This is a genomic window from Aquimarina sediminis, assembly GCF_002895435.1.
Taxonomy (GTDB): domain Bacteria; phylum Bacteroidota; class Bacteroidia; order Flavobacteriales; family Flavobacteriaceae; genus Aquimarina; species Aquimarina sediminis.
Genome location: NZ_POYJ01000001.1, coordinates 239,335 through 252,416, shown reverse-complemented (window position 1 = coordinate 252,416; position 13,082 = coordinate 239,335). Strand labels below are relative to the sequence as shown.

The 13,082-nt window shown below is 30.7% G+C and carries 16 protein-coding genes; 10 read left to right on the top strand and 6 right to left on the bottom strand.

Annotated elements, in window-relative coordinates; translation table 11 throughout:
* The first annotated feature begins 4 nt into the window (after nt 1–4).
* The 5 genes from C1X07_RS01140 to C1X07_RS24735 are packed head-to-tail and all read left to right on the top strand — an operon-like array spanning nt 5 to nt 2,731.
* Nucleotides 5–376 carry a GIY-YIG nuclease family protein gene (locus tag C1X07_RS01140; RefSeq protein WP_103068141.1) on the top strand — a complete coding sequence of 124 codons (372 nt, stop codon included), beginning with the start codon at nt 5–7 and terminating at the stop codon, nt 374–376.
* A gap of 23 nt (nt 377–399) precedes the next feature.
* Nucleotides 400–1,476, top strand: coding sequence for a type I restriction endonuclease (locus C1X07_RS01135; RefSeq protein ID WP_103068140.1), 1,077 nt, complete (start codon nt 400–402; stop codon nt 1,474–1,476).
* The gene (locus C1X07_RS01130; protein ID WP_103068139.1) at nt 1,473–1,868 is read left to right on the top strand and encodes a hypothetical protein; all 396 of its coding nucleotides are present in this window, start codon (nt 1,473–1,475) and stop codon (nt 1,866–1,868) included. The genes C1X07_RS01135 and C1X07_RS01130 overlap by 4 nt, the downstream gene beginning before the upstream one ends.
* A 41-nt stretch (nt 1,869–1,909) precedes the next feature.
* The gene (locus C1X07_RS01125) at nt 1,910–2,416 is read left to right on the top strand and encodes a thermonuclease family protein (protein WP_103068138.1); all 507 of its coding nucleotides are present in this window, start codon (nt 1,910–1,912) and stop codon (nt 2,414–2,416) included.
* A 30-nt stretch (nt 2,417–2,446) separates the two neighbouring features.
* Nucleotides 2,447–2,731: a hypothetical protein gene (locus C1X07_RS24735; RefSeq protein WP_128755166.1), complete on the top strand. Its 285-nt coding sequence runs from the start codon at nt 2,447–2,449 to the stop codon at nt 2,729–2,731.
* Nucleotides 2,732–2,936: 205 nt separating this feature from the next.
* Here C1X07_RS24735 and C1X07_RS01120 read toward each other — a convergent pair whose 3' ends face one another.
* The gene (locus C1X07_RS01120; protein WP_103068137.1) at nt 2,937–3,470 is read right to left on the bottom strand and encodes a hypothetical protein; all 534 of its coding nucleotides are present in this window, start codon (nt 3,468–3,470) and stop codon (nt 2,937–2,939) included.
* Nucleotides 3,471–3,936: 466 nt separating this feature from the next.
* On the opposite strand from C1X07_RS01120, the gene C1X07_RS01115 reads away from it, so the two are divergent.
* From C1X07_RS01115 to C1X07_RS01100, 4 genes are all read left to right on the top strand, one after another.
* Nucleotides 3,937–4,713, top strand: coding sequence for a hypothetical protein (locus C1X07_RS01115; protein ID WP_103068136.1), 777 nt, complete (start codon nt 3,937–3,939; stop codon nt 4,711–4,713).
* 32 nt (nt 4,714–4,745) lie between these two features.
* Nucleotides 4,746–5,327 carry a leucine-rich repeat domain-containing protein gene (locus C1X07_RS01110; protein ID WP_103068135.1) on the top strand — a complete coding sequence of 194 codons (582 nt, stop codon included), beginning with the start codon at nt 4,746–4,748 and terminating at the stop codon, nt 5,325–5,327.
* A 99-nt stretch (nt 5,328–5,426) separates the two neighbouring features.
* Complete coding sequence (locus C1X07_RS01105) at nt 5,427–6,083, top strand: CPBP family intramembrane glutamic endopeptidase (RefSeq protein WP_103068134.1); 657 nt, start codon at nt 5,427–5,429, stop codon at nt 6,081–6,083.
* 97 nt (nt 6,084–6,180) lie between these two features.
* Nucleotides 6,181–6,711, top strand: a complete 531-nt coding sequence (locus tag C1X07_RS01100) for a hypothetical protein (RefSeq protein ID WP_103068133.1) — start codon at nt 6,181–6,183, stop codon at nt 6,709–6,711.
* Nucleotides 6,712–6,972: 261 nt separating this feature from the next.
* On the opposite strand, the gene C1X07_RS01095 is transcribed toward C1X07_RS01100, so the two are convergent.
* The 3 genes from C1X07_RS01095 to C1X07_RS01085 are packed head-to-tail and all read right to left on the bottom strand — an operon-like array spanning nt 6,973 to nt 10,492.
* Nucleotides 6,973–7,479, bottom strand: coding sequence for a hypothetical protein (locus C1X07_RS01095; RefSeq protein WP_103068132.1), 507 nt, complete (start codon nt 7,477–7,479; stop codon nt 6,973–6,975).
* Between the two features lie 11 nt (nt 7,480–7,490).
* A complete protein-coding gene (locus tag C1X07_RS01090; protein ID WP_103068131.1) occupies nt 7,491–10,097 on the bottom strand; it encodes a DUF4132 domain-containing protein in 2,607 nt (868 codons plus the stop codon).
* A 2-nt stretch (nt 10,098–10,099) separates the two neighbouring features.
* Nucleotides 10,100–10,492, bottom strand: a complete 393-nt coding sequence (locus tag C1X07_RS01085) for a hypothetical protein (protein WP_103068130.1) — start codon at nt 10,490–10,492, stop codon at nt 10,100–10,102.
* A gap of 209 nt (nt 10,493–10,701) precedes the next feature.
* Here C1X07_RS01085 and C1X07_RS01080 point away from each other — a divergent pair, with 209 nt between their 5' ends.
* Nucleotides 10,702–11,388 carry a sterol desaturase family protein gene (locus tag C1X07_RS01080; protein ID WP_164914065.1) on the top strand — a complete coding sequence of 229 codons (687 nt, stop codon included), beginning with the start codon at nt 10,702–10,704 and terminating at the stop codon, nt 11,386–11,388.
* 40 nt (nt 11,389–11,428) lie between these two features.
* On the opposite strand, the gene C1X07_RS01075 is transcribed toward C1X07_RS01080, so the two are convergent.
* Both C1X07_RS01075 and C1X07_RS01070 read right to left on the bottom strand, forming a co-directional pair.
* The gene (locus C1X07_RS01075; RefSeq protein WP_103068128.1) at nt 11,429–11,878 is read right to left on the bottom strand and encodes a hypothetical protein; all 450 of its coding nucleotides are present in this window, start codon (nt 11,876–11,878) and stop codon (nt 11,429–11,431) included.
* Nucleotides 11,879–12,156: 278 nt separating this feature from the next.
* Complete coding sequence (locus C1X07_RS01070) at nt 12,157–12,885, bottom strand: hypothetical protein (protein ID WP_103068127.1); 729 nt, start codon at nt 12,883–12,885, stop codon at nt 12,157–12,159.
* Nucleotides 12,886–13,082: the final 197 nt, after the last annotated feature.

The window sequence follows — 13,082 nt, the reverse complement described above, 5'->3', positions numbered from 1 at the left end:
AGGTATGTCAAAAATGATATTAAAATGGAGAAATTTTAATACTCCATATAACAAAGAAAATATTGAACAGGTACCCAACCAACCTGGAATCTATTTAATATGGGTCAAGCTAAAAAACGGTAATAATTGGAAATGTATTTATGTAGGACAAACCATAGATATAAGGAAAAGATTATTTGAACATCTATCTGATAATGAAGACAACGAATGCATCAAAAATAATATATCATCTTTTATTTGTGGATTTGAATATGCACTAGTTTCAAATAGTAAAAATAGAGATAATATTGAAAAATACATTTATAATCAATATTTACCTGAATGTAATCAAATTTCTCCTCCAAGTTTAACTCCTCAAGAGGTTAATCTACCTTAATATTAAATAATTCTGCTAAACCAATGGAACTAAACAACCAACTTAAAGCCCTTGCCGATAAGATCGAGCAATTAAAAGATAAAATAGAAAACGAAGAATCTACCAAGCACGCTTTTGTATTACCTTTTATAAATCTATTAGGGTATGATAGCTTTAACCCAACAGAGGTCGTACCAGAATTTACAGCCGATCTGGGATTAAAAAAAGGCGAAAAAGTAGATTATGCTATCTTTCAAAATGATAAACCAGTAATAATCATTGAATGTAAAAATTGGAAAGAAGACCTTAATGTGCACAACTCACAATTAGCACGATACTTTCATGTTACCCATACCCGTTTTGCTTTGTTAACCAATGGCATCGAATATCGATTTTATACAGATCTCGATGAGGCAAATATTATGGATGAAAAACCATTTTTAGAATTTGACATTACTCTTCTTAAGGAAAGTACTATCAGTGAAATTGCTAAGTTTCATAAATCAAATTTTGATATCAATAAAATTGTTGATAATGCCAGCTCCTTAAAATATACCAAAGAAATTAGAAAATTAATTAATCTCGAGTTGCAAACCCCTTCTTATGATTTTATACGATTATTTGCCAATCGCGTTTATTCTGGTAGACTGACTGAACGTGTAATGGAGGAATTTACAGAATTGGTTCAAAAAGCCTTTAACCAAACTATCAGTGAGAGGGTAAGTGATCGTCTAAACTCAGCGCTTAGCCAAGAAGTAGAAAAACAGCAAGAAGAAAAAATGGAAAATGAAGAAGAAATTAGCAAAATAATCACAACCGAAGAAGAGCTTGAAGCATATCGAATTGTTGTAGCAATACTTAGGCGAAAAATACCTGTAAATAGAATTGTACATAGAGATACGCAATCATATTTTGGAATTCTACTGGATGATAACAATAGAAAACCAATTTGTAGACTTCACCTTGATGGCAATAAAAAATATATCAGCCTATTTGATCAAAATAAAGATATTCAGAAAGAGCAAATTCATTCTATAGATGATATTTACAATTTTGAAACACAATTGTTACAGACTATAGGACATTATGAACAGGAATCCATTAAAACTCCTATGGTATGAAAAAAACTTTAATCATATTCCTACTACTCCTTGCCTATTACCCTTGTTACTCTCAAAGTGTAGAAACTTCTCTTTATCTAAGAGAGGAACTTGTTAAACAACGAAATGAATTAATAAGTAAAGTACAAGAAATACAAGCAAGAATTGATGCTATTGATCAAAAACTAGGGAATAAAAGTCGTTCCAGTTCAAATACTCAGTACCTCAACAAGACTGTTAACTATAGTAATACCAATTACTCCAATTCATTAAAAAGTAGTACTAATATTCGAGAACAGAAACAATATAGATCAAAAAAAACAAGGGCTTATCGTCGTGGTCCAAGAGGAGGTTGCTATTATATCAACTCTAATGGTAACAAGACATATGTGGCTAGAAATATGTGTAACTAACAACATACAATATCACATCTAATTCATTGAAAATAAAAAAAATGGCTATACATTATTCTAAATACATATTAATCTTAGCATGCTTCTTATTATTTACTGCAAAAGAAAAAATTCCTAATGAATTCTTTGCTAAAGTCATTGGAGTAAAAGATGGTGATACCATAGAAGTACTATATAAAAAAGAACCTATAATCATTAGACTAGAACATATTGATTGCCCTGAGAAAAAGCAACCCTTTGGGCAAAAAGCTAAACAGTTCGTTACAGACTTCTGTTTTGGTCAAAAAGTAAAGGTTATTTCAAAAGGAAAGTTTGATAGATATCGAAGACTTATTGCTGTAATACAGTATAAAAATAAAACACTTAACAAACGGTTAGTTGCCAATGGATATGCTTTACATTTTAAAAAATACTCAAAAGACACTAGTTATTCTACTCTAGAAGAGCAGGCTCGCTTATATAAGAAAGGAATGTGGTCGCAAAAAGAGCTTATAGAGCCCTGGTTATTCCGAAAGAGAAAAACACAACAAAAAAAGAAAACTCATTGATAAATTATATGATTATAAAACTACACTGCCATGAAAATAACAATACTAATCACCTCAATACTTCTCTCCTGCTCCACATTATATAGTCAGGAGAAAAAGGAAAAAAACAATAAAAGGAAAACCGATATACAAAAAGTATTTATCTGCAATAGTACGAACAGTAAACGTTATCACTATAAAAGTGACTGTACTGGACTAAAAAAATGCAAAGATACTATTAGGAGAATTTCTATTAGGATTGCCAAAAGTAGTCATGGTAGAATTTTATGTGGTTTTGAGGTACATCTCGAGAGCGCTTCTATCAAAAACAATTAAAATTTAAATCAAATAATGTTAACGAAAAGAAACTGATCGTTTATTACCCATACAGCTACAAAAAACACCCCCGATAGTAGTATGCTACTATCGGGGGTGTCTTCTTCATGGCATAATCATGCTTAGAAGACTTTAAAACGGCACTTCGATTACACTTTTACACTTTGAGATGTTCCGTGTAACTAGTCAGCTGAATATTCAGTTTTTATGCAGCTTCGCCTGCAGTGCTATCTGGATCTGTATCCTGATCTCCTTCATCGGTTACGGTATCATCAATGGGATTACTTGCATTAGTAAAACGTTCCTTTAACCTTGCATATAGTGCCTCTGCTCCTGCTACTCCACTGTTGGCGGCAACACCAAACATTTTATAGGCTAGTAGCGAAGTACTATACGCTTCTGATCCCGCCAGAATACGAGTATCATTTACTTTCTCTGATAACTCAGCTAGCTCTAATGCCAATACCTTTAACTCATTGTATAAGGCATAATCTTTTTCTAACTCCTCCAACTTGATATAATCCGGGACAATACCTTGATTTTGCCGCATACTATCTAGCGTATCTTCTACAAATAGCTTGTTACTTCTGTTAATTTTTGGTTGTGTCTTACGTTCATTTGTAGTCAATCCAGTCAAAAAAGGTAATAACCCATTAATCTCTGCGATTTTACTCTTTACTTCTGTGATCACTTGTGGATCTACGGTCACCGATAATCGGTTGTTTAATACATTACTCATACGTTTTTTTGTTTTAAATTCAACAATTGTTTGAGTCAGTATAAAATCAACTATAATGCCGATTCTTTTGTTTTTTAACTATTTAACTAATAATTATTTGTTAATTTCCAACTATAACTAATTAATTCGCAAACACATACTCTTTAGAATCATCTGTATTTGGTGATAATAAACTAAACTGACAAGCTGTCTATCATTTTAAAAATCAATATCTTACACTACATCTACGTATTCTCATCAAAGGACTACACTTATTTTTTTATACAATACACTTACTCATTAAAATGCTACTGACATGCTTATACTTAGCGAGTTATCAAAAATGGCGTAATGGCAGAGGGATCTAAAATGTTTTTGCACATCAAATCATGACTATTGATTGGTCTTATAGTTCTTGTATATTTGTTATTGAAGATTTGGGCGTTAAACTAATCCAATTTACTTATTTATTGATATTGAATGTAATTTGAAAACAATCACAAAAAACACACTTCAACAATATCTAAAAGAAGCCACTACGACTCTATTAGACATGGCACGTAATACTTGTTGGAATACAATTTCTAATCATACAAGCTTTATAATTTCAGAAATACCGAATGATGTAGAAGAACTTCGTAAAATGCACATTGAACGAAAAAAGATAAATGATAAAAAAATACCAAAGCCACTTCATCAAGTTGCTACTGAATTAGAACTTATTTATGAAAACTTATACGACATAAACCTATATGTTTATAAAAGCGAAAAAGATAGAACGATCGTCGAAATTCAATACTTTCCTAAATCCTCTCTTGATCCCGAATTTTATAAAATCGTGAAGGAAAATGCCCCAATGGTACATTGCAAAATTGCAACTCCTCTATATCAAAATGATAAGACTAAAAAATATGATGTGAATTGGGAGTTAGGTGGTATTAAATACAAATCAAGTATGTTTTGGCATCGGTTAAAATTTAATTGGAAATATAGAAAACAAAGAAAGTTTGACCCCGCTGTAATGAAGAGACTTTTGGATGAACTTTGGCTTCAATCAGATAATGGTTCTACATCAATTGACCACATATGGTTTTCTATATCCGAAGTGTCTAAATCTACAAACAAAAAAAGAAAAGAAGTTCAAGAGTATCTAGATTTTCTAGTAAATAATAAGTATCTAGAAATGATTTCAGAAGATCCTTTACTTTATTCTTTTACAAAGGACGGTATAGAGGTAATAGGATTAAAACAAGCCAATGAATAAGGAAATAAAGTCTTGTACAAAAAATATGATATATGTTTAAGTTGTTTACTAAAGAATATAAAAATTTAAGCAAAGCTCTTATAAACCCACTTAAAGTAAAAAGACTGAGTCTATTACCTGACAATAATGATCTTAGAGCTAACAAATCTAGCTTTAGCGCATTTAAAAATTTAGAACATTTACATATCCATACCCATCCAAACTACGATTCTGAAATACCTGAAAGAATAAGTGAACTTAGTAACTTAAAAAAGTTAAGTGTATTGAATATTCCTATAGAAATTTTTCCTTGTTGGATTACTAACCTAAAAAAACTACAATACCTATCGGTGAGAGGAAATGAAATCACTCAAATCAATTGCTCATTTGAAATATTAACTAATTTAAAAACACTTAAAATTGAAAATTGTAGACTTTCACAAGTTCCTAAAGGTTTGGATAAATTGTACAAATTAACTGAACTATCATTTGCCATTACAGAGATAGCTCATGTGGATACTAAATCGTTGCCACCTAATTTAAAAACTCTTAATTTATTCGGAATTAACAACCTGAAAGAAAATGAATTCCAAAATCTTGATAAAAATTTACCTAATGTAAATATCAAAATTTAATAGTCTATATCACTAAATAAGATAACCCGGTAAAATAGTATATGGCTAGGTAACATTTTACTTTGTGATGACATATACTTATACTATTATAGTACCAGTATGACATTATTCAAATCACTTATCTATACGTTATTGTTTATTGTTTTCCTTGAGTTAGCAGCTGCATGGATCTTTATCTTTGATGTAGAACAAGAAAATATTTTTACTACTGAACTATATCATCTTATTAATGCAATCATTGAGTTAATCTTAGTCTTTTCAGTACTAAAAATTACTTTTGGAAATATTACAACTTCTTTAGAAACGAATATTAAGTACTACTTTTTAGCAATTATAGCCGGAATAAGCTATCCATTTCTACAAACACCTCTAAATGGATTCTATAATATTATTTTTGACACCTCATATAAAATCTCTTATGATTATGGTATGGAAGGATTACTTACATGGAATTCAATTGCATTCATATTCATAATTCCTATTGCAGAAGAACTATTTTTTCGTGGATATCTTTTAAGAAAACTTCTTATCGATTATAAACCTATTATAGCTATAATATTTTCCACTATATTATTTGCTTTAATTCACTTGCCCTATCAAGTAATCTTTTTAAATGGCATACAATTTAATGGGCACCATGCTTACATAGCTTTTTTTGGAGGATTAATATCCGGAATAGTATATTACAGATCAAAATCAATAGGACCTTCTATAGTTTTTCATTGTATGTGGAATTTAATGGTTATTTTGATTTAAAAATTTTAAAACTTATGAAGTTTCACCAAGTTTAGGCTGGAGAAATCTGTTAGTAGCACTATAATGATTTTACCTTTGATAATATATTAATGACATTATGCCCAGAATAAAACAAGTTTTTAACTTTATAATAATCGTATTTTGTTTTTTATCATCTCTTGCTCAAAGCGGAGTAATTAATGGGGCATTAATTGCAGAAACTCCTTCAGAGAAGCAACAAATTATGGAAAAAACAAAAGTAATCTTAAATATTAGAGGTGATGAAAAAACAGTTTCAATTGACAAGAACTTAAAGTTTTCTTTTCAAAATCTCAGTTCTGACACAATACAAATTAGAACAGAACCACCATCTTTTTCACAAAACCGAATCATAATTGGCTTTTTGAAACCAGACGAAACTTTAGTTTTAAAAATACCATATTCTTTGACTTGTAAATATGATAAATCAAAGAACAATAAGACTTGCCCCATTTGTAAAAAGGAAGATAATACTATTCCTATTGTTTACGGATTGATTATAAATATAAATAAAGATGAAACCGAATATCATTTGGGGGTTGTTCAATTACCAAATGTGATCCAAATTGGTACTGTAAAAGAGATGATTTTGAATTTTAATAAAGTATGAATAGTACTAGATAATAAAAATATGCTCCTATTTGGCTTTATATCTTTGCGTTGCACAGGTCTACCTCAATTCCTATATATAAAGAAGAATAAGAAATTTGCTGTTGTCAGTATGGTAAAAAAGACAATAGAGTAATCTGTACACTACAATCTCACTTTTACATGGGCTATGCTCAGTGACCGCTGTCCTAAATTTTTGTTTAGATGCTCTTACTCCTAGGTCTTAGCGGAGCCAAAGTCTGGGAATTCCTAAAATTCAGCACTAATCAAACAAGGTCTTATTTTGTAATTTTATCTTTACAAAATCCAAAACTGCTAGTATCATTAAAACCGTAGTCAAAATCCTGTAATCATCATTGATGATATGTAGATAATCTAGTATTGCTCCAGAATACCAAACGATTACCCATCCTAATTTTAAACAATCCAGCTTTTTATATATTGGTTTTTTAAAGAAACTAATAATGTATACTACTATGATCGCTACAAAATCAATTACAATAACAATTCTATGAAAAGGCCATTTCATAATACTAAACAAGGCACCGAGCAACATAAGAGCTACTATGCCTTTTACCATTTTAAAATATCGAGTTTTAATAAATGTTCCATTCAGAAGTAACAAAAAGAATCCCGCAGTTTCTACAATCCATAATCCCAAATGGGTTAAGAATTCACTATTTTCTGTATGGGTAGAATACCCCATGCATAAACCGATAAGAGTTATCAGAGCACCAATAATAATTGGGATAATTAATGTTTTAGACATTAAAAAAGTGATTATCGATTAATTTGGCTTAAAATAGTCGTATCTGTTATTTTATCATCTTCAGCTAATAAGAATGCTTTACTTAGTACTAATGATAGTCCACGATCTCCTTCAAAAGGCAGAAAGATATTATCTGTGTTTTTGTCTTTTCCTCTAGCGGGAACTATACACAGATATTGATCATTTGGTTCCATCAATATATTAGTACTACCAATGTGTATTTTATAGGTTCTTTTCTTTCCTTTGATATGCAAAAATTTGCCTTCGATACTAGCTACTTTATTAATTTTTAATCTGGGAACCAGCTTTTCTAAGATCTCTTTTCTTGTTTTTGCTACTTCTGTTAATTCTCCAAAAGAATAGCTCGTCCAGTAATCACGATATTGTGGTAATCCTCCATTATCACGCCACTCGGGGTCATTCCCTACACTACAAACCCCAACAAAGAGATCAACATCTCTCATGATTTCTGAAAATATAATTTTGGGTACTTCTATTAAATCAACAACCTCTTCTTTGTCATTAACAAATCGTACCTGATCTGTTGCTACATAGTTCCATATCCCTGCATCATTGAATGCATCTTCGGCATAGATTTCATTAATCCAAAATTGGGCTTCTAATGAATATTCTTTGATAGCAATTTTTGCTATTTCTCCATCACGACCGTCATCATAAGCTCCTAATAAAGAATACCGCCATCCTCTAACCCCAGTAAGTGCATTAAATTGATGTTGCTTCAATAAATGCGCTGCCATACGATTACTGTATGTTTTGGTATTGACCTCTGCATCAGTTAATATATACACTTCTCTATATACCTGTTTTAGCGTTTGTTTTATTTGCAGCTCTTCAAGCCTTTTTCTCCACTCTAATACCTCATCAATTTGTACAAATATGGGATGCCACAATCTTATTGAAGTCTCATTTTTTATCCAATCTATTTTATTTCCTTTACTATCTTCCCAGAGGTTATTATGATACAAAATCGAAACAAACATTCCATCTTTTTCGACCTGCCAGATTAAATCTTTTGCAATAAAGCTTACTAATCCGTGGTGTAGGTATTTTTTTGTAAAATCTTCATATTCCCATACTCTATTATTAAGATATAAACGATCTATCCTATCCCGCTGCGCAGAACTATATTTCTTTATTTGTGCAACATCATCTTTTGCTTTTTTAAGGGTTTGTTTATGTTTTGCAGAATCTTTTACAAACGATGGTATAGATTTTTGCGTATCGTCATTGGGTTTATACCAGACTAGTGATACTTTTCCCAAGCCTTCAATTGATAATTTTAGGTTATAATCATCAAAATTATAGGTCTTACTTCCATTTACTAATCCAAAATCAGGAATAGATAGCTCTTCGATTTCAGAAGGTGATACTCCAAGTTTGGTCGAAGAAGTTTCTATATACTTTTCGATTAACTTCTTTGTATTATTTTGTTTTATTTTAAGTTTTAATCTGGATAAATGACTAATTCCTTCTAGTCCTCTTGTATTTCCCAACACATATATACAAGCATTTCCAACACCAGCTGCAGTAGGTCCTACTCCCGGTATCTTTTTAAACGACCTCTCAGCTAATTTGGCAACCAATCCCAGTGTTTTTGAATCATGAAATTTTGTTAAACTCCATATCAATCCTTTAAGAAAAATCAAGTTTTTTTCATGCAAATAATCATAGCTGGTATAATTATAGACTTGTCCATTTTCATAAGTATAAGAATGTGGTGTTTCTACTTCTTTTAAATTAGCAACAAAATCAATCCAAGATTGTACTTTTGATTTATAGCGAGCACTACCAATTTGATCTATAAGATCTCCTAAGGCTTTACCTGCCTTTTGAGTTGGTTTTGATGCTGTTGCTTTCATAAACAAATGAAAAAGAGCATACCAATGATCTTGATCCTCTATAGCAAGTGAAGATACTTCTTTATTAACAACTTCTGCCAATCGATCATCTGGCAATGTGTAAGGGGGTGTTCGTCCTTCTTCATTTTCACTTTCAAAGAGTATCTTTTCGATCTTTACCTTTACTTTTTCCAAATCTGTACCCCAGTAATATTTTGTTTGCTGTAATTGAGACCATCCTAACATTTCTTTTAAGAAAATTGTTAAGTCTTCTGAAATACCATCTTTTTTGATGATTCTTTCTATTTGTTGTAAGGTAAAGCCAATTGGCCAGTCGACAAACCTTTTTACATTAGCTTCATCAGATACTTTAAATCTATTGAGTAGTTCTATTATTTCGGTTACTGAAAATCCAAGATTACTTCGCATTAATAAACCAAGTAGCTCTGAATAGGTGTTTTTAATTCTATAGATATCTTCTCTCCCCTTATACGTTCCACTTTTTTTTGATTTGGTTTCGTATACATTAATAGGGCTTAACAAATAAAAAACTAGTGCTCTTTTAGTTTCAGAATCTTTAGCTTTTATTGTTTTATATGCCTCTAGCTTACCTAAGGATGATACATGCCAGTATGACGTTTTATTTCCACCGTATGCTTCATTCATTAAGTCTTTTAGTAGTTTCTCAAAACTTTCATTTACAGGGTACTCTTCTTCATTTTTTCTAAAGAGTTTACCTAAACTTTCTTTAATTCCCATATTTACCCCCCTACTAATGGCGTTAGTTTCACAAAACTCACTGTAGTTGTCTTACTTAATAGCACTTCTTCTTCTAAGGTTTCTGCCTGTTGGTTATCGACCAGCACAAAATATCCGTTTTTTTGAAAAGCATCCAAGGCTACAAACACCTGTTTTTCTACATCGATTTTCTTTTTGTCCTTTATTTTAAATCCATTAAGTGTTTTTTCAGCTTCAGAGGGCTGTATTAATCCTTTAAAATATTCTGGTAACTTATTATTATATGATTCTACCTCAGATTCTACTCTGGCAGTAATAATATCTTTTATGGTTATCCGTTCATTGGCGACTTTTATTCTTAATTCATTTAAGATATCTCCAGTAACGGTTTCATCCTTTATTGTAAATGTTGTCATATCATAACTATCTATTCTCAAATGTAAGGTTATTTTAGCTTTTTTATATAGTTTTTATAGATACAATCGATAACAAATCACTTACTTTTCCTGGCCTACATATTCTCTAATATTACCCCACCACAATGACGTTTTCTTTGGAAATAAATAATTTTAAGTACGCAAAAATTCTAGTAGCTTTGTATGTTGTATGCATAATGCTGATAATAATGATGGTGCAAGACTTTCTTAATGATTTACAAAACCCATTTATTTTTTGGGGTATGCTATTATTTGCAAATGTAGCTATGTTTTTATGCACTATTCTAATCAGCTATTTTTGGTCTTCTTTTTACAAACATAAAAAGCTTCCCATTGAAAAGAAAGATGTGATACTTGCTATTGGTATTATGTTAATCAATGTGATTGTTGCTATCCCGGGATATTTACTTTTTGTCAATTCTAAAATTATCTTTACTCAAGATCATGTTGTAAGAGATTTTGTATTGCTTTTTGTGGTAGTAGATTTTGTAATGTATGTCTTTCACTACGCTTCTCATTATGTATGGCCATTTAGACTTATTCATGAAGAGCATCACCGACATTATAGCTTTAATGAAATCAGTCTCTATGTTATGCACCCTATAGAAGCATTATCTTTTGGTCTTATTTTAACGATACTCCCGTTCTTGGTTTCTCTTAACTTCTACAGTTTTACTTTCTTTTTGTTATTCAATTGGTTTATTGGTGTACTTGCTCACTTAAACACATCATCAAATAAGCAGGTATTATTATTTGGTAATAATATCTTTCATAGAGATCATCATGAACATTCAAAATACAATTTTGGCTTTTATACTATAATCTGGGATAAAATTTTTGGTACTTACTACAATGCAGAAAAAGTTGATTCTTAGTACTTAATGTATTCTAATATTTGATAAATAAGAGAATGTTTTAAGCACTTCTCTCATCTTTGCTATCTATTTCAGGTTTTTGAGTAAGGCTTTTTGCCCAAATAATGGCATCTTCTAGATTATCAAAGCTCTTAAAATTATTCCTCATAAAAAGTTTTTCGATTAACGAATTTAGAAACCCCCTCTGCGTATAACTAACGATAGCATATGCTTTAAGTTTATAGTTGTTACTAAAAAACTTAATCCAATCACTGGGTTTTACAGAATACAAATGAACTCGATTAGATATATATACAATATTCTCTCCATTTTGATCATAGAGATGAGTTAACTCTTCAACAATTGGTTTAGCGTGATCATCCCATGTATATGTTATGCCTTCTTTAATCTCTGCTACCACAAAAGTATCAAACAAATAATAGGTGCCACAAGAATATTCAAATTCATGTATTGCATCTTTGTAGAAAGGAGAATCTTTTATATATCCCATAATATGTACACATATGCTATTCTAAACCCCTTTTAAAATGTACTTTTTTTGTTAACCTTTATAATATACAGATTAATTTTGTAACCTTGGTTATCGAAATTAAAAAAATGTTTTTACTCAAGGGGCTACTCGTCGCAAAATGGGTGCTAATATATTATGATTATTGATATTATCTCATAGAGAACTATTAAGTTATTAACAGAAATCAACCTCTTTCATAATTTAGCGAAGCTATTGTCTTTTTAATATCTGTCATTTCTTGCAATTACCATAATACTTTACATAATCCATTGTGGTTCCAAGGATTCCTCCTGATTTTTGTATTGACAGTACCCTTTATGTCGTTCTGTTTTTTTTCTAAATATGTATTTACCTGTTTCTCTAATTTCGTCAACAGCTTCCTTAAGATGGGTATAGGCTCTATCTCTTAATTCTTTGGTTCTAGAAGTGGATGAGATATCTCCATTAGATCTTATTAGTAACTCTGTAAGGTTTTCAGATTTTTGCTCTGCAATATTAAAATTTCTTAAATCGTATTTAACTCTAGCCAACTCTACTGCACATGCTTTACCCAATACACTTATATCTCTCAAATCTTGTACAATATCAATACTTCTGCACCTATTATTTATAGTGCATACTTTAGCCAATAAATCGGGATTATTACGAAAAACAAAAACCAAATCAGCCAATAAATCACTTCTATAGCTATATGCTTTTGGGGCTTCTTCTTTCCATACCTCTACTGCTTCTTTTCTATCATGATCTTCTTTTACCCAAAGTGCTTGGGCATATCTACATGCTTCATATCGAATAGGTAAATCCAAAACATAAGTATTCCAATCCAATCCTCTTTTAATAAGTTCTCTTTTATCCTTTTGTATCCAGATAAACAAGTTTTCTGATTCTTGTAAATAAATGTCGATAGGTTTTTTAGGAAACCTTATTTCCCTTTTTGATAAGGCTTCTATAGACGATAATTTTGTGTCGTAGTTTTCTTTTGACATTGCAACATATTATTTTGTTATCTATCGTATTTCTATTATCAAACACAATAAATCTTTATTAGTAAATAGAGTTATCTGCAATAATAGACTAAGGGAGTTTCATTTTTTGAAATCGGGCAAAATTGTTTAACATTTTTTATCTGTTTAGGTATAACTTTCTATACATTTATGTAATTTGGAGTCTATTGGATAGTCCA